Raw genomic sequence first — 19,444 nt, 5'->3', positions numbered from 1 at the left:
TTTCTATAAGGAATTAGTTTATAAATCTTAAGAAACAGGAAAAGCTAATAAAATAGAACTAGTTAATTTTCTATATAGGATTGGAGTGAAAGCGCATGGTATCCACAACATTTAAATGGGTTACCGGTATACTAGAAGGACTACTTGCCATCCCAATTGCAGGCGGGTTGTTCATTATCGGATCAGGATGGCAGCCATTGATGTTTATGTTTGTCCTACACTTGATCACCTTGATTTTTTCTGTAAAAGACAGCCGATTCAGCGCCGGCAGTGTGCTCGGGCTGATTGCTAGTGTTGTAGGTGTTATACCAGGTGTCGGGTGGTTTATGCATATGATTACAGCAATTGTTCTGGTTATTGACGCTGCTATATCATCTAAAGCAATGAACCGTGCAAAATAATTATTGAAGGCAGGGCCGTTCCGGCATAGTGGAACGGCCCTGCCTTATGAAAAGGTTTATTGGACAATTCACCTGTATACTAGACAGTTCACCAACCTTATGCGACATTTCAAAGACTAAACTAGACAACTTTAAAATATTATAAGACAAAATCGTTATTAAACTAGACGCAATCGACATTTAACTAGAAAAAGAATACTGTTATGGGACATTATTTCTGCGCTTTATATGTTTTCAATTTCATATAATCACCGGGTGGCAGTTTTCTATGATAATGGACGAGCTTCATGCTAAGATAAAGATAAAGATTTCGGAGGTGGAAAAATGAAGATTCTAGTAATCGGAGCCGGTGCCTTGGGGGCCTACTTTGGCGGTCGCTGGCACGAATCAGGTCATGAAGTTACATTCTTAGTACGCGAACGACGGGCAAAACAGCTGCAGCAACATGGAATTGAAATACATAGTCCACATGGGAATTATAAAATAGAAGAGCCTTCTATTATCCGAAACGCAAATGAAGCCGAAGGTATCGACCTTGTCTTTCTATCAGTGAAAGGTTACCATCTTCCTGGTACAATTGATTCGTTGAAAACGCTCGTTGATAAAGGGGCAAAGGTACTCCCGGTTTTAAATGGAGTGGAACATATTTCTGTCTTGCAAAAAGAATTAGGCGAAGAAGCTGTGGTTGGAGGTCTTTCCTTTATCATAGCTACGCTTGATGAAAATGGACATGTCATCCACTCCTCTCAGATACATGACTTGATCTTTGGTGCACTCCATCAATCCCAGCATGAAGTAGTAGATGAACTGGGTATTGCCTGCGAACAATCAAAATTCGATGGAAAGCTGAGTAATAGCATTTTACAAGAAATTTGGAAAAAATACATGTTCATCACAGCATTTTCCGGCATTACGACTGCAGTCAACCTGCCAATTGGCGAGATTCGCCAACATCCGGAAACCTTCCATATCGCCCGTAAAATCCTTGAAGATATGCAGCAACTGGCCAATAGCCATGGGTTAGAACTTACCGATGAACATGTAGACAAAGCTTTCGAAAGTATGGAGAACTTAGGTGAAGAAGCTACTTCTTCCATGCACCAGGACCGTCGAAAGGGACTGACCTTAGAAGTCGAGCATCTGCATGGCGGTGCTTTGCGTCTTGGGGAAACGGTCGGTTTGAAACTGCCTTATATCGAAGCCATATACGGCATTATCAAACCATTTGAAAATGCTTGAATGTAAAAGGAAGCCCGGTAGTTTCGGGCTTCCTTTCCTGTTTATATGCTTATCCATTTTTCATAGCAGTTATAACGCTGACAGTCTTTCGGCCTGTGGGTAAACTCCACATATCCTCGCAGTTGAAAATCGTTATGCAGATATAATCGGTTGGAAACAGGATTGCCATCAAAGGTATCAAGTCGAATGCTTGTATATCCATACTGCCTTGCGTAGTCCTCACACCACTCTATCATTTTGCGGCCATACCCTTTTCCCTGGTGCGTCGGAGAAATGCACAAGCCATGAAGTACGAGTGGTTTTCCAATGACATCACGCCACTCTACCGCTTCCCATTCTGGCGTTTCTGCTTCATTCAGTATGACTGCACCAAAGACATTTCCACCTTCTACCATCACATATAAGTCATTCTGATCTATCGCTTCCTCCAAAAATGCTCGCCCAGGATAATTTTCATCCCATTGATGAATGGATTGGGCTGTCAAAACTTCGCCACAAGCCTGATAAAGTTTAAAGATTTCCTCCCCCTGATGCTTTTCCGCCAATTTGATGTCCGTCATGTCTCTTCCCCTTTTTCATTGGTTAATTATGATAAACTGATACAGAGTATGATTTTACCAGTAAATCTATGTTTCTATAATTTTAGCATAATTCTGATGAATAAAAGTAAAAATTTCGGGGATGTACAATCATGGGCTTTTTCACGGATCGAACTAAAAAACAAACAACATATGAAATATTCATGATGCTTCTGGCTACGCTTTCAGTAGCTACGATTTGGAAAAAGACAGGCTATGACAGCTACATCGTCTGGACGACATGGGCCATCTTTTTCCTGGACTTTCTATACCGCTTATTTAAAAGCAAAAGTAAATGGGGATTCATCAAAGAACATCCCTTCATTGTCATAGCAGCGATACCATTGGATGCCGTGTTTCAATTTGCCCGGTTTGCAAGAATCCTCCACTTGTTGAGACTCAAGTCGATTACCAAGTTTTATACCAAGCCAATTATTCGATACTTAAAAGGCCAGCACTTGTCGCTAGTTGCTGGATTAACTGCGATTGCCATTTTCCTTGCCATTATCCCGCTATATCAATTCGAGTCAGGAGTAGAAAGCTATTGGGAGGCAATGCTCGGTGCCCTTACAGCCATCACTTTTTTTGGCAGGACAGCCTTTGAGCCATCCACTGGAATCGGCCAAACGATTGTAGTAATTCTCACGATTTTCGGCGTAATCTTACATGGGCTTATCATCAGTACCGCTTTTGATATGCTTTATCATTCTAAATGGGTGCAATCTTTTGTAAAGAAATTGAAAAATAGATAACGTTTAGGATTTTAAAGAAAGAGGTATATCTCTCATATAACGCTGAAAGAATGAGGTGAAAAGGATGGCTGAAAACCAAAAGAAAAAAGACCGCCAGCAAAAGGGTATGGCCAGAAGGAATCAGCCTGAACAAATCAAGTCAGATAACGAAAGCTTGTTGGACAAGCACGAAGAAGAACAGCTGACTGATCCCATTCCTATGGATGATTTGAATAAAGAAATGAAGGAAGAAAAGAAAAAAGATAAAACAAAGAAAGATTCTGGTTCAGAAGAGAAATATCGTCAGGACTATTAGAAAACCTGACTTATCGCCTAACTCTAATGGCGAAAGTCTTAGATTTTCTTATAGTTTAATCCTTTAACAAAGGTAAATTTTCTTAAAGTATTAGAAGAACCTGGAGGGCCGGCCGCCAGGTTCTATATTACTCTTTGCCGTCGTTAGTTTGGGAGTTTGATTCAAAAACATTTTATTGACAGGATGCTTACTTTCCTGTAGTATTGTCTTTTGTAGCTATATAGCGAATGGAACGTTGAAATGTAAAGAAACGTTAAGAGTGTAGTATGATCGAACTCTTGACGGACAAAACTGGCATTCTGTGCTAAGTTTTTGAAAGACTTATTCACACTGGATCGGCTTCGGAGCCGTAAGGATGCAAGAGAGGTAGGGCTTGCGTCGTCTAAGTTAGAAAACTACCAAACGGAATTTGAACCGCGGCATAATAAATAGACACACATTAGAAAAACTTGGCTTGTCGCCAAGTACTTATGGCGAAAGCCTTAGTATTTTCTTATACTTTAATCCTTCAAAGTTAAACTTTCTTAAAGTATAAAACAACGTGTGCAACATAATAAAGCATTTCCAAACGTTTAAAACTACAAAGCGGGTCTGACTAATGTCGGACCCGCTTTTCCAATGGAATTATACCTTTATATCTATGTTCGTCTCATTTAATTCCTGGAAAAGTACCGAGTCCTCAATATACCCCACTCGAGTGCGAGGCTGAAGTTTTTCAAGCAGATTAATTTGTTCTTTGATGTAATCAAATGGACCAATACCTCGAAATTCTTTATTTATGTATATTTCACAGCGGTTATCACTAAGCAAAACCAGCTTAACAAGCCTGCCATTGATCAGACTTACATAGGTTCTATCCAACAAACGAATCATGTTTCTACCTCCTTAAACTCAACTACCTTCTTCTACAAGTTCAGCCTGGACGATTAACCGATGTGTCGGATCTTTAATCGGATGACAGGTGATCAGTGTCACCATCGACTTATCTGTTGGCTGTTCTAAAACTGACAGATCTGTAGGTATAACAAGAAATGTCTCTTTCACACGATATGTAAAGGTTTCGTCTTGTGTGGATACCTTCACTTCCTGCCCTTCCTTTACTTCATCCAGCCGATTGAACAACCTGCCATAACTGTAGCCGCGATGCCCCGCTAGTGCTGAATTGCCGATTTCTCCTACTTGAGCTGTTTCAGACATGTGACCGACCGCATATTCCAGATTATCCATTCCGGCGCCTTCTAATAGTGGGAGTTTCAAATCAATGGTAGGAATTTCAATGCTTCCGATTATAGGAACTGCTGAGACTTTCTGAGATTCTTTATGTTTTTGTTGCGAATTTTCTTGTTCTCCAGCTTCTAATATTTGATTTACGTTTTGATAACTTTCGATCATTTCATTGTCATCGATTTCTGGCTGTGTCTTCTCCAGTGCCTCCAACATTTTATCTTGCTGGTTAGAGGTATAATAATTTTCTATCGTTGGGTAAAGCAAAAAGCCAACACCTATCAGTACGACTATTACAGCTACACCTCTCATCAGCCTTTGGCCCTCCCTCTATATAAAAAGAGCAGTGGAGTTTATTATGCTTGTTCCCCACTACTCTCTTCTTCTTTTCAACTGTCCAGAAGCATATAGAGCAAATCCAAAAGCAATGAGTAACCCGCCAATCAAATAGTATATAGTTGGCATTGATTCACCCGTTTGCGGTAAACCTCCAGAAAATGCAGGTATGGCAGTGCCTGTTTGTGGCGTGCCTGAACCGCCTCCATTAGTTGGAGTCCCTAGTGTGGATGGACTTTCTTGGTTATCCTTATCTCCTGGGCTCTCTGGATTTTCTTCGTCTGGTTTATCCGTTATTTTCCCGTCAGCGTAAAATTTAAAAGAGACCTTAGCGTTTAAACCCTGGTACTCATTTCCAAGCTCGTAAGGCATTTCAACTCTAAGTTCCAAAGTTTCAAAAGTGCCATGTAATAGTGGACGAGGTTCAAGTTCCTTAAAATCTTTCAGCATTCCATCAAATAAAATATTTTCTTTATCTTTTACTGTGAGTAATAGAGCGTCATAAAACATTTTGGATCCTTTCGAAAACTCGCTTGTAAAAAGATATCTAAAATCCTGTAATCCGTTATTTTTAATTGTAATTTCCCTGGTAATTGTGTCTCCAGGTTTTATATTATCCGTATTGAATAAAACATTTTTAGGACTAGTTGAAATATCAATTTCTTTTTTGCCATTCGTTTCTGCCAGAGGATGGTTTGGAATGACCAAAATCAGCACAAGAGCTACAATGGAAATGGTATATATTTTAAATAATTTCATATACAGTTCCCCCTTTATAAATTGCAGCTCTTGTATTAATGTTACTTATGATGATTTTTGGACAGTTGCTTCTTCCTCCTCTTTACGAGTATTTGTATCGATAGAGGATAATGTCTGCCATATGGTAAAGCAAGCGTAACCAAGAAGCAGAACACCAGGCACGAACAACAGTAACGCGCTGCCAGTTTTGGATTTAGCATAATCAACAAAATATCCTAGATAAGGAACGGTAAAACCAGTGTATTGAGCGACAACATTTTCAGATTGGACCGGATTCAAATCCTCAGCATCATTGTTATCACCTTTTGTTCTGAAGAGGGTTTGCCCTTCACTTTCCACAACTTCTGTAATCCTATGGGTGACAAGGTAGTCTTCCTCTTTATAAGTGATAACGTCTCCTTTTTTGAGTTTCTCTGTATTTTCTATTGGTTCAACAGCTATAATTGAACCTGTCTTGATTCCTGGTTCCATCGATCCTGATAAGACTGTCTTTAATTGATAACCGAACATACTCGGGCCATCCGGCGAAGCCTTTGACGTGATGACCATGAATACCATGAACAATAGCAATACTGCTAACACTGTGGTAATTAGATAGTTCAACACTTTCTTAACGATTTTCATCTTGTTAGTCACTCCTTATTTTCTTTCTGTTCTTCTGAGGTTTTTTCTTCCGTTGTTTCTTTATTTGACTTTTCACTTATCGTTTTTTCTTCTTTAACCCCTTTTTTGTTAGCATCTTCTTGTTTAGGTCTCTCCGTATCTTCCGCTATTTCATCCTCTTTTTCATTAGAGGAAGCCGCTTTATCCTCTGACTTTTGAGCGGAATCATTAGACTTTACTGGTGGTTTATCTTGTTTGTTCTTTGATTCCTCATTTGAAGTTTCGTCCTGAGCTGAGTCATCTTCTGTTTGCTCTTGACTCTCTTCTTCATCAGTCTGTTCTTCCGCTTTATCTTTCTCAACATTTTGATCAAGAGATTCCGTTTCCTCTTCACTATCTTCTCTCTCTGCATCGTTATTAGCTTTCTCTTCTTCCTCATCACATTCAACAGTAATCGTATCGCTCCATAAGTCATGTCTTTCATCTTCTTTGTTACCATGCCCAGGTCGTTGGAAAGCTCTAAACTTATAGTTGCCAGGCTCCTTAGCTATGTAGCTTATCTCTCCAACTCCATCTTTCTTTATAATTTCAATCGTGCCATCAGCAATCTTTTCTCCTTTTTTCATTGGGTTGCCAGATTCCGAATAATAAACTTCAAACTCTGATGTGCCTTCCATATCACTTCCAGAATTCTTGATAGCCGCCATGATCTTAAGCGGCTTACACCCTTGTTCCATTAATTCCTTTACTTCTCCACCTTTTTCTTTTACAAATTTCAGTGAGCTTTTGTCCCAAAGAGATTTTTCCTCCCAATGGCCGGCCTGGATCGTGGTTTTCGCTACAGATTTAGAATTGAAAAATGCCCCAGTATCAGACGTTGCATAGGATAAGATTAGTGTAGAAACATAAAAAATGCTAAAAAGCTTTACCATAATTGACCGATGCTTCTTCCTAAAGTCACTTAACCGTGAAATACGTATCTCAACCACGTCCTTTCAGCCATAAATTATGTATTGTTTTTCAATTCCTTTCATTTCAAGCTAAAACCTCGAAGTGAAAGGGAAAGAATTGATAAATGAAGGAACTGAGAAGCAGGAAGTTACTGCTTCTCAGTGTATTTATTATTTTGCTTCCCCTGCTCCTTGCATACCATTAAATTGCCAGTTTAGTTCTAAAGAGTCACCTTGGAATATGTTTTGATCTTTACCGTTATCTACAAATTCAAATTGCACATAAAAAGTATCAGTGGTACCAGCAGCAAGATTACCACCTTTCTCAGCAAAGAATTGACTCCAGAAATTCCCTTCAATAACATCAGGGTCCATGTCTTTTAATTCTGATAGTGTGGTACTAAAGACAGGCGCATCCAATTTATCAGCATTTATTAGGAAATTAACTCGAATGTGGTCACCAAAATCATTTCCTTTGTTACTATCGTCTGAATTTACAGTATAATCAGTGAGTAAATCGATACTTGCAATATCTAAACTTCCATCATTTTCAAGTTTGAATTCTCTAAGCATTGTGTCTCCAGGTTTAATTTTATCTACATTTATTACCTCTTCTGGGTTAGTGCTAAGTTGCAACGTTCCTGCAGCAAATGATCCTGAAGCTTCAGCAGTGTCACTAAAGTAAGCGTATGTACCTCCGCCCATTAATGCTAAACCCATCGCCGCAGACATAACACCCATGCCCAATTTCTTCTTAATACTCATACAAAATTCCTCCTCTTGATTTTGTTTTTTGTTCTCTTTTGAGAACCACAAACTGAGTATATGCCAAAAACCCTAGATGTAAAACCTTCAAAAATGGCTGATTATTCCATATAAAGAACTAAAGGCGTTCTTTTTCTTTGATTATCTGCTATTTTCTTAGTATTTTATTTCTTATAAAGAACATTTTGTGTTATATAAAGAACATAAATAAAGAATAAGCCCCTTAAAATGCTTACGCATCCTAAGGGGCTTGTTCAAGTAAACCATCATCTATTTATCATGGATTTGTTTGACTCTGCCAACCTGGCCATCCTGAAGACGGACTTTTATTCCATGAGGATGCTGGGCAGATTTTGTTAGAATTTCCTTCACTACTCCACGGGTAGTTTTACCAGTCCGCTGATCCTGCTTTAAAACGATATCTACTTCGGCTCCCTGTTGAATATCTTTACGGTATTGCCCGCTTTTACTCATTTCATTTCACATGCCTTCCCTTGCAAATTTACTTCTTCTATTCTGACGGTTATTAACCAGAACTGCAAGCTATACAAAAATGCCAGGGGGCCATAAATTCTATTAATCGGGCTATTGCACCAGTCAGCGTCTTTTTGTCATAAAATACAGGAACCAGACGGCGTGATTCTGCTCATCGGCCGATGCCCGACGGAATGTCTGTTGGATAAAAGGATCGGTAGATTGCTCGGCAATGTCCTGATAAAAATCAGCCGTATCCTGTTCATCTTTGAAAGCTGCTTCTATTCCCCTCCGATAATTAGTCGGGCAATCCTCAATCTGCTGTGGGCTCGGCTGTCTTCCCGTTAAACTTCTGTATATACGACTAAATTGCCGCAGGTGTTTTTCTTCATCCCTTCGGATTTCCCTGATTTGTCGTTTTTCTTCGTTTGTCGGTGCCTGCTCAATCAATTTAGCATAACACTGGACCGCCGTGTACTCTCCGTTGATAGCCTGGGCAATATTGCTGATCAGCTGCTGCTGATTTTGCCGCTCCATCGGCTGGTAATACGGATAATAATAAGAATAATACATGATACCCTCTCCTTTTTAATACATGAAATCATGGTATCCCTTACCTTTTTCCATTAACATCCAGATTAATAACTAAGTTTCATCGGTGAGGTAATTCAGTTCAATTTGTCTTAGCTGGCCAATCAATTGCTCTGTAGAACGTTCTGCTTCTTCCAAATCCAACCGGCATTTGGAAACAAATTTTGATAGAGAATAAAGGTGTGCCTAAATGCCAGCCGGGCATCTTGATGATTCAGGTTCTCTGACACATCCTACACACTCCTTTTAATGGTGCTGATGTTTTTACAGGTGTTCTCGCTCATATTGATAGTAGGTCGAACAGATACCTTCTGAGGAAACCATACAGGGACCCAAGGGACTTTCCGGTGTACAGGCAATGTCGAACAGCTTACAGTTAAATGGTACTTCTTTCGCTTTTACTATATCTCCGCATCGACAGTCTTTCACATTCCTCGACATTGGTTTATCGGTCACAATATTCTTTCGTACATCATATTTTTTAAATTCCGCCTGAATGGTCAGTCCACTGTCTGGCAGCTTACCGAAACCTCTCCATGATGGTGAATGTACCTCGAAAACTTCTTCTACAAGCTTCTTCGCTTGTCCATTGCCGAATTCCCTAACATGTCGAGGGTAATTATTTTGAATAACATGTGAGGATCTATCCATTTCTTTCAGTAATAAAACAACCGATGACAGCAGATCTATTGGCTCGAATCCACTGATAACGGTAGGTACACGAAACCTTTCTAACCCCTGCCAGCCATGGCGTCCAATTATTACCGAAACATGCCCCGGCAGCAATAAGCCATCCAGTTTATGTTCCTTATCCATTAGCAAAGAAGCGACGGCTGGAAGTGTCAGCTTGTTTGCGGGGTAAACAAAATAATTTTTAGTTCCTTGTTCTTTCGCTTTTTTTATCGTCTGTGCAATACTCGGAGCTGTGGTTTCAAATCCGATACCTAAAAAGACAACCCGTTTGTCTGGATTCTCTTCAGCTATTTCAAGCGATTGTGATGGTGATTGGACAATTCTTATGTCTGAACCTTCTAACTTTCGCTGATAAAGGTTGGAATGAGTGCCAGGCACCTTCAACATATTTGCAAAGGTCGTGACGATGACATTTTCACATGTTGCATAAGCAATCATCTGATCAATATCACATTGATCGGTCACAGAAGCCGGACATCCCAGACCGCTAACCAGGTTGATATATGGAGCAAGCAGATTCCTTACCCCAGATTTAGAAAAAGCTACCGTATGGGTTCCGCATACTTCCATTAAATTAATTTTCCTGCCTAATGCTTCCCTTTTTTCTTTTAAAAGAGGCTCAGTTTTTCTGAAAAGTCGCTTGAACACGGGACCATTTCGATAGGACATCAGGTTCATCCTTACAGCTCCTCTCCATAAATCAAATAAGTAAACCACCTGTTCTTAATCTATTAACTCGATTGCTTCCAATTCATGTAAGCCTATGACGACACCTTTGATCCTGCTTCCTGATTAACTGATCAAATCCATTCATTTCACTTTTTACTCGAGGAACATGAGAAGTCGTATTCTCGTGGAGAGTATCACGTCCAGTCGAAGTCTTTTACCTGCGTTTGAGCAACCCAGCTTTCCTTTAACCACTTCGTCCATCTCTTGAACCCTTCCCCTGACTGGGCTGATAGTTCAAAAACCGGAGCATCTGGATTGATTTGCTTGACGTTCTCTCTGAATTCTTTCAGATCAAACCCTGTATAAGGAAATATATCCATTTTAGTAAGAAGAATGACATCAGCATGCTCAAAGGGCGTCGGGTGTTTGATTACTTTCTCGGCGCTCTCCACAGTGCTTATAACTGCTGCATTGACATGTTCACCTAAATCAAAAGGCTCTGGATCATTAAGGGTGCCGACATTCTCAATTACCAACATATCTATTTCTCTCAATGTAAAATGAGGCAGAACTTCGGCTATCATTTTAGCGTCCAGCTGGCATGCCCCTTGCGTGTTGATTTGCACAGATTGTACATTTTGTATAGAAATACGCTCTGTACTAGCAGCTTTAACTGCTTCAATCACCCCGAAAGTCATAACATCTTTTAACTGCTCGATTGTTCTTTTCAGAATAGTTGTCTTTCCAGAATCAGCATCACTGAGTAAATTAATCACAAATACATTTTCATCATAAAAAACTGTGCGGTTTTGCGCCGCAAATTTCTTATTTGCAAGCAGGACGTCTCGTTTCATGGTCAATTTATTTCCTCTCTTTCCATGTGATTTCGAAGTATTCTCCATCTTCAGCCATAGTAGATTCTATGTGAATCTATCGATTATTATCACTCGTCCGCCTTTTGGCTGATTTTCTCCTTTCGACTGAAAATTCAGTGTACAGAAAATGTAAGCAGGGTAAACAAATGCTAGACTGTTAGATAAGGAAAGGGGAATGGAAAATGACATTTAAAGCATTTCGCGTGAATCAGGATGGAGAGGAATTTTCAAGAGGGATAGAAGAAGTTGAGATAGACGATTTGACGGAGGGCGATGTTGTAATCAAGGTGCACTATTCCAGTGTCAACTACAAAGATGCGATGGCAAGCGTGAAAAACAGTAAGATTGCACAGAAATATCCGTTGACACCAGGAATTGACCTGGCAGGAGAAGTAGTAGAATCCAATTCCGAACAATTTCGTGAAGGAGACAAGATAGTTGCTACCAGCTACGACATCGGGGTCTCCAAGGATGGTGGCTATAGTGATTATGCACGGATTCCTTCTGATTGGATCGTCGAACTGCCAGAAGGAATGACATTGGAAGAATCGATGATATTTGGAACAGCCGGCTTTACTGCTGCCTTATCGATACATCGTCTGGAAGAAGCGGGTATTAGACCGGAAGACGGGCAAATTCTTGTTACCGGAGCAACTGGCGGGGTTGGCAGCATGGCGATCGCAATGCTTGCCAAACTTGGCTATAGCGTTGTGGCAAGTACCGGAAAAGAGAGTGAACATGACTACTTAAAAGAGCTGGGGGCAAGAGAGGTCATTTCCCGTGAGGATGTCTATGATGGCGGTAAAATTAAACCATTGGACAAGCAGAAATGGGCCGGGTCCGTCGACCCAACGGGTGGAAACAACCTGGCAGCCATTTTAGGTAAACTTCAATATAGCGGGGCAGTTGCTGTAAGCGGTCTGACAGCAGGGACAGATGTGCCGGCTACCGTGTTCCCGTTCATTTTGCGAGGTATCAGCCTGCTCGGTGTTGATTCTGTCCACTGCACGATGACCATTCGCAGACAGATTTGGAATCGGATGGCGACAGACCTTAAGCCAGAAGAACATTTTGAGAAAATGAAAAATGAAGTGACACTGGAAGAATTGCCGGAGACTTTAAATACATTGTTAGAGGGTAAAGCACGCGGCAGAAATATCGTTAAGCTGTAACATAAAAAAGGAGCATCTGAGAATCACTCAGTTGCTCCTTTTTTAAAATTATTCTTCGCCGTGATAATAGCTTCCAGTCAATGTATCCCAGAAAGAAGTATCAGCATTATCGATTGAACCATCTGCGATTGCCTTCAATGTAGCTTTCATCGTTACTACTCCTTGTTGGATCAACTTTCCATTACTCTTTTGACCAAGCACATAGTCTTCACGGTAATGGTCAGCCATTCCCCTCATTTCAAATAGTAAAGTAGAAATACCGTACTCATTAGCTAATCCATTACGGCTGATTGTATTAGCGTTGCCGCCCGGATATTTAGACAATGTCCCGTACCCTTTAGATTCTACAGCATCATAGACTATTGCACCTAGCTGCTTGGATTTTTCTAGCACCTCAGAGTCGACGTCCTCATTGGTCGGATGAAGGATAGATCCAGATACAAGCGGTCCGTCTTCTCCTTTCGTCACCTGTGTACCTTGGTGATGGAAGTCAATCATATAGTCTGGCATATACTTTGCAAGTACATTCTCATGCAGGGCTTTTGTTTCCGGCTGCTCACGGTCAACGTGATCCCGGTTAAGATCTACTCCATTTGCGTTATAACGCGTATGTGTCCCTGAGACATAGTCGTCCAGTGAGAAGTTTACATCGCCTTCTGCTCCATCGACATTGAGACGAGGAGCAATCAATACATTTACATTATCTAAGATTTGTTGAACTTCATTGCTGTCTGTGCTTAAGTATTGAACCATTTTCAAAGCAGCTTCCGTTGTCAATGTTTCGTTTCCATGCTGCTGTGTCAAAAATAAGATTGTCGGATTATCTTCATTTTCCCCAAACTTAGCAAGGTATAAATCACGATCTTTTACAGACTGTCCATATACTTCTAACGTCAAGTTTTCGGACTTTTGATCGACCCTTTCAAGGAGTTTGACCATTTCACTATACGAATGCAAACGCTCGTTCTTGATCGTTTCATTACCATTGTAATTCGGGCCGTTCGCACTTACAGAGTCTACTGTACCAAAAGCAAGACCTGAACTTAACAACACACCAGATAAAGCGATATTTAATGCTTTTCTTTTCATAACCATGCATCCTTTCGTCATTTTATTCGGGTTCTCTTTGAGCTTTCTAGACAGTTTTAGAGGAATCCTGTCAAAAAAACGCAACTCAGGAAAAACGCCCTAACAGAAGGATACATACGTCCTATGCTTATTCTTCATCTATTCCAAAAGTTTCATTCGCTGGTTCAAACCTTATTGCGAGATACAAAAAAACAGACCTTTTTTTGAGGTCTGTTTCATTACTTGTTGCTGTTTTCATAATTGTGTTCGTTCTGAACGTCTCCATTTTTCTTATGAATGACAGCTTTGGTGCCTTTATTTTCAGCAATTTCTTTTGCACGATCAATCGCTTCATCTTTGTTGTCAAACACCTGGTCAGGCTTTTTGGCTCCTTTAGCCTGGACTGCCCAACCGTCATCATGGGCGACAACATGTTCTCCACGGTCCAATAATTCCGGCCGGTTGTCATATTGTTTATCTTCCCGTTCCTTCAATTCCTTATCATCGACATCTTTCATTTCATTTATTTCTTTTTGTGATGCATTGTCGTACCATTCTTTCGCCTGACTTGTAGCGATTGGGATTGCACGGTTTTCATCATAGCCTTCATCTAACATAGCATTTGCTATATCAATCGCTTTATTCCTGACGGCGCTATTTAAATTCTTCAGAGAGCTTGGATAATCATTCTTATCCCAAGGCATTACGTCACCTCCTGAATCGTTTGTTTAATATGTTCCGCATAAATGAACATATTAAACATCTTCTGCCTGTTTTAGGCAGGTATAGGTTGCCCAGTCAATATAAATACTAGCTATGTACCACAAAAAAAGGAGTGTTTCTAATGGGAATTTTAACAGGCGATCCTAAAGAACAGCCTCTCCATTATGGGGAAGTGTTCGGAATGTGGTCCTATTTAGCCGTGGCTAAAGGAAATTACACACGTTACCAGACGTTTATGAACCATACAGGAGATAAAGAATTGATGAAGTTGCTTGAAGAGTTAATTGAGGGAATCAAGCATGAATCAGAAAGTATTGAAGAGATTCTGAAAACGAACGGGATAGCATTACCTCCTTCCGCTCCAGAAAGATCCAATGCTACGTTAGAGGATATCCCGGTTGGCGCACGTTTCAACGATCCGGAAATCAGCGCGCAGGTTTCCGCAGATTTATCACTGGGAATGGTTGCCTGCAGCCAGGTCATCGGACAGTGTACGCGTGAAGACGTTGCGATGATGTTCGGGCAGTTCCATATGAACAAAACCCAGGCTGCCGCTAAAGCGCTTCGTCTGAATAAAGAGAAGGGCTGGCTGGTAACACCTCCCCTGCATACAAAAGTACCTGAACCAGTTTAACCCCTGGACCAGACCATCAATACATGGTCTGGTTTTTTCTTTTAAAATATAGCTATGTTAAAAGTCATGTTAAAATTTTATTGGCAATGGGAAAGTTTTTATGAAAAAGTGATTGCATCATTAGCAAAATTCCTGTATGTTGGTAATTAACTCATTTCAATTGAATATTCACAATTCTTATGAAGAGAAGCTGAGGGAACTGGACCGATGAAGCTTCAGCAACCTGCCATTATGGTGAGGTGCTACATCCAGCAAATGGTATGATCCATTTGAAAAATAAGAAGAAGTGGCTAATTGACGGTAAAATCAGCTCTTCTTCTGAAGGGCTGATTTTTTATTTTACAATAAAGGAGACGGAATGATGGGCACTTATCACCTTGATACAACACTCGCACAAACAGGAAACCGAAGTGAAACAGCAACAGGAGCAGTTAATCCTCCTGTGTATTTCTCTACAGCATATCGGCATGAAGGGATCGGAAAATCAAGCGGGTATGATTATTCGCGAACAGGCAATCCGACGCGTGATTTGTTGGAGCAGACAATCGCTGATCTGGAATCCGGCGCAGGAGGTGTGGCTTTTAGTTCAGGAATGGCTGCCATCCAGGCTACTTTTTCGATTTTTGAACCGGGGGATGAGTTCATTGTAACGAAGGATGTTTATGGTGGCTCCTATCGTATTTTCGAAACTCATTTCAAAAAGTTCGGCCTCAACTTTCACTATTTGAATAGCTCTGACCCAGCAGATTTTGAACAGGTCATTACAAATAGAACGAAAGGACTGTTCATTGAATCTCCAACAAACCCTTTGATGAAACAAATCGATATCACGGCACTGGCTAAGGTTGCTGAAAAGAACAAAATTTTATTAATCGTGGATAATACATTCTACACGCCATACCTCCAGCGTCCGCTTGAGCAGGGAGCGGATATCGTTCTCCATAGCGGGACTAAATATTTGGGCGGACATAATGATGTACTTGCCGGATTAGTAGTAGCTCGTGATGGCAAGCTTTTAGAAGAACTTCGCTTGGAACAAAATTCATCAGGAGCGGTATTATCTCCGTTTGACAGCTGGTTATTGATGCGAGGGATGAAGACGTTAGGGTTGAGAATGCGACAGCATGAAGAAAATGCCAAACAGCTGGTCAAGTTCCTGGAACAAAGTCCTTTTATTGCTGACGTTTTATATCCTAGCAAAGGCGGTATGGTTTCCTTTCGTGTTCAGGATGAAACAGCCGTCCCACATCTACTCGAACAACTGAAACTGATTACATTTGCAGAGAGCCTGGGAGGAACAGAAACGTTCATCACCTATCCAGCTACCCAGACGCATTATGATATACCAGAAGAGATTCGCAGCAGCTATGGAGTTTGTAACAGGCTCCTTCGCATGTCCGTAGGAATCGAAAATGTTGAGGATTTAACTCAGGATCTACAGCAGGCATTAGAAAACTCGCACCAGCATGTCTGATTTTTCCCCTTGGAAATGCCCCCTTACCCTAAGAGCGTAAGGGGGCTATTTTCACCAGATAAATAAAGCGAGAGTAGTGGATACCATCAGCCCAATGATGACAGGGAAGAAGTTTTTGCGAACAAGTTCCATAACAGAAACCCCGCAAAAACCAGCTACAGCTACCAGCGATGACCAGGCGATCAAAGTTCCGCCGCCAACCCAAATGGATCCCATCTGTCCAATAGCTGCCAGGGTAGCAGGATCAATATTCCCTGAAGCAAGTGCACCAGATAATGCCCCTGTCAATGGCAGACCGGAAAAACCAGACCCATCCAAACCAGTGATCATACCGATAATCAGAATACCAAAGGCAGACAGCACCATATTTTCCGGGATTACATTTTGACCTGCCTGCACGAGATCGAACAAAAATGCTGGACTGGCCTCTTCTCCCAGTGACAGAATGCTTCCGGCGAAATCTCCACTTCCCAGGAAGAAAAAGCCGGCAATCGGGATGACAGGTCCCATCGCTTTAAAAGCAAATACAAAACCTTCTGTAATGTGCTCGGAAATACGATCCAGTGCCTTCCCTTTTCCAAAAGCAAGCGTCGCAAAAGATAATAATAATACAGCAACACCGCCGATGAACGCCGCTCCGTCTCCTCCTTCAAAACCACCCATTCTTCCACTGCTGAATTTCGTGTATGCCATATATAACATAACCAGCAGCATGGAAAGCGGGACAATGACAGCAAAAACTTTCCCCCATCGCGAATCTGTTTGAGAAGCAGCAGATCTAGTTGTACTGCCACCGCCCGGCAATGATTTTAAAGCTTTTTCGTTTTCAGGGTCATTCGGTTTTCGAATCTGTTTTCTAATCAACATATAGGCGATAGAGATGGCAACAGCACCGGTAATCAAAGATAATAGTAAAGCTTTATCTGCTACTGCGGCTGTTTCTATACCAGCTGATGTAGCGCTCAACATCGGTGCGACCTGGATCACATAGTCCGAAGACAAAGCCATTCCTTGTCCGGATATAGCCACAATCATTGCGGCCCCCATAATAGGAAGCCCTGCTCTGACAGCTGCTGGTACCAAGAGTGCACAGATTAATGGTACAGCCGGAGTCGGCCAGAAAAATAACGAAATGACAAAGGTGACAAGGATCAACATGATAAAAGCGATATGTCCGTTTGTCATAACCTTTTGAATCGGAGCAATCATTTGTCGATCGGCACCCAAATCCTTCAGTGCATGCAGCAAAGCAACCATAAATGTAATAATGAGGAAAATACTGAACAACTCTTTTGCTGCGGTCAGGTTTGCATTAAATACAGAAGTGAACCCACTGACGAGACTCCCATTATAAATCCATGCAACCAGGAAAGTACCAAGCAGAGTCGGAAGCACGACACCTTTCCTGAATATCATGGTCATAATAACAGCCAGCGTCACAATTGCATAAACCCAGTGAGCTGCGGTCAAAACCATCTTGATTTCTCCTTTCGAGCCTAGTGCTCGATTTTGGAGTATTCTATGTGCATCCGCCTATATATGTGTGGGCTTATCATTAAATAGGCGGGCATCATAAAAGAATGCATTAGAAAAACTTGCTTGTTGCCAAGTACTTGTGGCAAAAGTCTTTCATCTTTTCATTCCGCAGATCTTTCTTAAAGGACAAAAAAGACGCTCCAGTGCGGAACGTCTTTAAAATTTATAACTTTCCTTCTTCCTTTAGTACTTCTTCAAATACCGCGACTATATCAGAATCGTAATGAATGCCAGCGAGACTCTTGAGTTCTTCCATCGCATATTCTGCCGTAAACGCCTTACGGTAAGTTCTATCTTCTGTCATCGCATCAAATGTATCACAAACAGCGATAATTTTCGCTTCATATCGGATTTCTTCCTCTTTCAGCCCATAAGGATAGCCCGATCCATCCAATCGTTCATGATGCTGAATAACTATTGGTGCTAACTCTTTGTAGTATGTATTCGCCAACATGTCAGCACCATCCCCAGGATGCTTCTTTATCAGATCGAACTCTTCTTTTGTGAGTTTACCAGGCTTGTTCAGTATGTCTTCAGAGATGTTGATTTTTCCTACATCATGCAATTCTGAAGCTAAATGAAGTTTTTCAAGATGTTCTTTACCCAGCCTAAGCTTACGAGCAACTTTTACTGCATAATCAGTTACCCTTCTACTATGAAGTGAGGTATATCGATCCTTCTCTTCTACTTTATACACCAGCTCTCTGAGCCCTCTCATATATTCACTCATATAGTAAAAGGTAGGTTCTGTTATCACCCATAAATAAGTGACATCTGTCGTCGCTTTAAAGTGAACAGGATTACTTAAATTTTTCACGGAATAATAGTCATTTTGGGTCATTAAGACTGTTTTCTCTTCCATTTTACATTCCAGTTGCCCGTTGAGAATATAAAAAAACTCCATCACATTGGCACTCTCACTAGGATAAACATAAAATATGTTTCCTTTTTTGATGGTTTGCAACATGATTTCTACTCCGTCACCGCGTTCAAGTAACCTTAATTCGTTTGTTGTATACTTTAAGTTGTCTATAAAAGCTTGTTGGTTATAAATATTTAACCCTTTCACATTTACCCACCTTTAGAATCCTACTACTCTTACCGGATCAATCATTACTGTTCGGTCAGCAATCTGAACCTCCACCCATTCCACTTCAGCTTCCACACCGAGTTTTTCTATAGCTGTGATGGTTGTATAGGTCAACGTTCGGGTAGTGTAATCGAGCACCGCAATCAACAAATCAAGGTCCTGGTTATATTTTGCTGTACGTGCTGCCGCTTCTTCTTCATCCTCAATTGTTTCCATGTCTTGCAGGTAATTTTCCTGAAGCACATCTCCTGCTTCCTGGGCTTTTTCAATTATAAAGTAAATATTACTATTCGTGGTATCAGCCAGCTTCAAAGCTGCATCCATATTTTCGGCTTCATTATCGGCTGCGAAGACATTACCTCCTGCAGCCAGCGTCAACACTAAAGATAAAAACATCATTCCAACTAACTTTTTCATCATACTATTACCTCCCGTTATTTGTGTGCATTATGTATTCTCATTTGCTGATAAGACATACTGAAAGCGGGTCCACTCCCCCCTTATATCGTCACAAAAAGCAAGAACTTAACAGAATGCTTCAAA

Annotated in this window: 23 protein-coding genes and 1 riboswitch; of the genes, 7 read left to right on the top strand and 16 right to left on the bottom strand. The window is 40.9% G+C overall.

Annotated elements, in window-relative coordinates:
* Nucleotides 1–95 precede the first annotated feature (95 nt).
* Together ACGTNI_RS06075 and ACGTNI_RS06070 are read left to right on the top strand one after the other, a co-directional pair.
* On the top strand, nt 96–401 hold the full coding sequence (locus ACGTNI_RS06075) for a hypothetical protein (RefSeq protein WP_085505475.1): 306 nt from the start codon (nt 96–98) through the stop codon (nt 399–401).
* A gap of 324 nt (nt 402–725) precedes the next feature.
* Nucleotides 726–1,640 (top strand): ketopantoate reductase family protein, encoded by a 915-nt coding sequence (locus ACGTNI_RS06070; RefSeq protein WP_394460777.1) that lies wholly within the window; start codon nt 726–728, stop codon nt 1,638–1,640.
* A gap of 41 nt (nt 1,641–1,681) precedes the next feature.
* Here ACGTNI_RS06070 and ACGTNI_RS06065 read toward each other — a convergent pair whose 3' ends face one another.
* Nucleotides 1,682–2,200 carry a GNAT family N-acetyltransferase gene (locus ACGTNI_RS06065; RefSeq protein WP_394460775.1) on the bottom strand — a complete coding sequence of 173 codons (519 nt, stop codon included), beginning with the start codon at nt 2,198–2,200 and terminating at the stop codon, nt 1,682–1,684.
* Between the two features lie 131 nt (nt 2,201–2,331).
* Here ACGTNI_RS06065 and ACGTNI_RS06060 point away from each other — a divergent pair, with 131 nt between their 5' ends.
* Entirely contained in the window at nt 2,332–2,970 is a 639-nt protein-coding gene (locus ACGTNI_RS06060; RefSeq protein WP_394460773.1) for a hypothetical protein, read from the top strand.
* Nucleotides 2,971–3,034: 64 nt separating this feature from the next.
* Nucleotides 3,035–3,265 (top strand): YczO family protein, encoded by a 231-nt coding sequence (locus ACGTNI_RS06055; protein WP_085505470.1) that lies wholly within the window; start codon nt 3,035–3,037, stop codon nt 3,263–3,265.
* Between the two features lie 624 nt (nt 3,266–3,889).
* Here the strand turns inward: ACGTNI_RS06055 and ACGTNI_RS06050 are convergent.
* The 10 genes from ACGTNI_RS06050 to hypB all read right to left on the bottom strand — a co-directional run bounded on the left by ACGTNI_RS06050 (nt 3,890) and on the right by hypB (nt 11,183).
* Nucleotides 3,890–4,138, bottom strand: coding sequence for a hypothetical protein (locus ACGTNI_RS06050; RefSeq protein ID WP_085505469.1), 249 nt, complete (start codon nt 4,136–4,138; stop codon nt 3,890–3,892).
* Nucleotides 4,139–4,156: 18 nt separating this feature from the next.
* The gene (locus ACGTNI_RS06045) at nt 4,157–4,801 is read right to left on the bottom strand and encodes a class D sortase (RefSeq protein WP_085505468.1); all 645 of its coding nucleotides are present in this window, start codon (nt 4,799–4,801) and stop codon (nt 4,157–4,159) included.
* Nucleotides 4,802–4,861: 60 nt separating this feature from the next.
* Complete coding sequence (locus ACGTNI_RS06040; RefSeq protein ID WP_085505467.1) at nt 4,862–5,584, bottom strand: LPXTG cell wall anchor domain-containing protein; 723 nt, start codon at nt 5,582–5,584, stop codon at nt 4,862–4,864.
* Nucleotides 5,585–5,629: 45 nt separating this feature from the next.
* A complete protein-coding gene (sipW, locus tag ACGTNI_RS06035) occupies nt 5,630–6,208 on the bottom strand; it encodes a signal peptidase I SipW (RefSeq protein ID WP_085505466.1) in 579 nt (192 codons plus the stop codon).
* A gap of 8 nt (nt 6,209–6,216) precedes the next feature.
* Nucleotides 6,217–7,176 (bottom strand): amyloid fiber anchoring/assembly protein TapA, encoded by a 960-nt coding sequence (gene tapA, locus ACGTNI_RS06030; protein ID WP_394460769.1) that lies wholly within the window; start codon nt 7,174–7,176, stop codon nt 6,217–6,219.
* 132 nt (nt 7,177–7,308) lie between these two features.
* A complete protein-coding gene (locus ACGTNI_RS06025; RefSeq protein ID WP_085505464.1) occupies nt 7,309–7,902 on the bottom strand; it encodes a CalY family protein in 594 nt (197 codons plus the stop codon).
* Between the two features lie 270 nt (nt 7,903–8,172).
* Nucleotides 8,173–8,376, bottom strand: a complete 204-nt coding sequence (locus ACGTNI_RS06020; RefSeq protein ID WP_085505463.1) for a YwbE family protein — start codon at nt 8,374–8,376, stop codon at nt 8,173–8,175.
* Between the two features lie 123 nt (nt 8,377–8,499).
* Entirely contained in the window at nt 8,500–8,949 is a 450-nt protein-coding gene (locus ACGTNI_RS06015) for a ferritin-like domain-containing protein (RefSeq protein ID WP_085505462.1), read from the bottom strand.
* Between the two features lie 282 nt (nt 8,950–9,231).
* Nucleotides 9,232–10,338, bottom strand: a complete 1,107-nt coding sequence (hypD, locus tag ACGTNI_RS06010) for a hydrogenase formation protein HypD (RefSeq protein ID WP_394460766.1) — start codon at nt 10,336–10,338, stop codon at nt 9,232–9,234.
* Between the two features lie 185 nt (nt 10,339–10,523).
* Nucleotides 10,524–11,183: a hydrogenase nickel incorporation protein HypB gene (gene hypB / locus ACGTNI_RS06005; RefSeq protein ID WP_394460927.1), complete on the bottom strand. Its 660-nt coding sequence runs from the start codon at nt 11,181–11,183 to the stop codon at nt 10,524–10,526.
* A 203-nt stretch (nt 11,184–11,386) separates the two neighbouring features.
* Here hypB and ACGTNI_RS06000 point away from each other — a divergent pair, with 203 nt between their 5' ends.
* Nucleotides 11,387–12,376, top strand: coding sequence for an acrylyl-CoA reductase family protein (locus tag ACGTNI_RS06000; RefSeq protein WP_394460765.1), 990 nt, complete (start codon nt 11,387–11,389; stop codon nt 12,374–12,376).
* Nucleotides 12,377–12,424: 48 nt separating this feature from the next.
* On the opposite strand, the gene ACGTNI_RS05995 is transcribed toward ACGTNI_RS06000, so the two are convergent.
* Nucleotides 12,425–13,465 carry a M14 family metallopeptidase gene (locus tag ACGTNI_RS05995; protein ID WP_394460764.1) on the bottom strand — a complete coding sequence of 347 codons (1,041 nt, stop codon included), beginning with the start codon at nt 13,463–13,465 and terminating at the stop codon, nt 12,425–12,427.
* Between the two features lie 218 nt (nt 13,466–13,683).
* On the bottom strand, nt 13,684–14,148 hold the full coding sequence (locus ACGTNI_RS05990; RefSeq protein WP_394460762.1) for a DUF2188 domain-containing protein: 465 nt from the start codon (nt 14,146–14,148) through the stop codon (nt 13,684–13,686).
* A 140-nt stretch (nt 14,149–14,288) separates the two neighbouring features.
* Between ACGTNI_RS05990 and ACGTNI_RS05985 the strand changes: the two genes are divergently transcribed.
* Both ACGTNI_RS05985 and ACGTNI_RS05980 read left to right on the top strand, forming a co-directional pair.
* Nucleotides 14,289–14,801, top strand: coding sequence for a DUF3231 family protein (locus ACGTNI_RS05985; protein ID WP_085505456.1), 513 nt, complete (start codon nt 14,289–14,291; stop codon nt 14,799–14,801).
* 174 nt (nt 14,802–14,975) lie between these two features.
* Nucleotides 14,976–15,084, top strand: a riboswitch (SAM riboswitch).
* 78 nt (nt 15,085–15,162) lie between these two features.
* Nucleotides 15,163–16,275, top strand: coding sequence for a methionine biosynthesis PLP-dependent protein (locus ACGTNI_RS05980; protein WP_394460759.1), 1,113 nt, complete (start codon nt 15,163–15,165; stop codon nt 16,273–16,275).
* A 51-nt stretch (nt 16,276–16,326) separates the two neighbouring features.
* Here ACGTNI_RS05980 and ACGTNI_RS05975 read toward each other — a convergent pair whose 3' ends face one another.
* From ACGTNI_RS05975 to ACGTNI_RS05965, 3 genes are all read right to left on the bottom strand, one after another.
* Entirely contained in the window at nt 16,327–17,751 is a 1,425-nt protein-coding gene (locus ACGTNI_RS05975) for a hypothetical protein (protein WP_394460757.1), read from the bottom strand.
* Between the two features lie 223 nt (nt 17,752–17,974).
* On the bottom strand, nt 17,975–18,880 hold the full coding sequence (locus ACGTNI_RS05970; protein WP_394460755.1) for an HD domain-containing phosphohydrolase: 906 nt from the start codon (nt 18,878–18,880) through the stop codon (nt 17,975–17,977).
* Nucleotides 18,881–18,892: 12 nt separating this feature from the next.
* Entirely contained in the window at nt 18,893–19,321 is a 429-nt protein-coding gene (locus ACGTNI_RS05965) for a hypothetical protein (RefSeq protein ID WP_394460753.1), read from the bottom strand.
* Nucleotides 19,322–19,444: the final 123 nt, after the last annotated feature.

It is taken from the genome of Thalassobacillus sp. B23F22_16, from assembly GCF_043496955.1.
Taxonomy (GTDB): domain Bacteria; phylum Bacillota; class Bacilli; order Bacillales; family Halobacillaceae; genus Thalassobacillus; species Thalassobacillus devorans_A.
The sequence above is the reverse complement of the archived record's forward strand: the minus strand, read 5'-3'. Positions and strand labels throughout refer to the sequence as shown.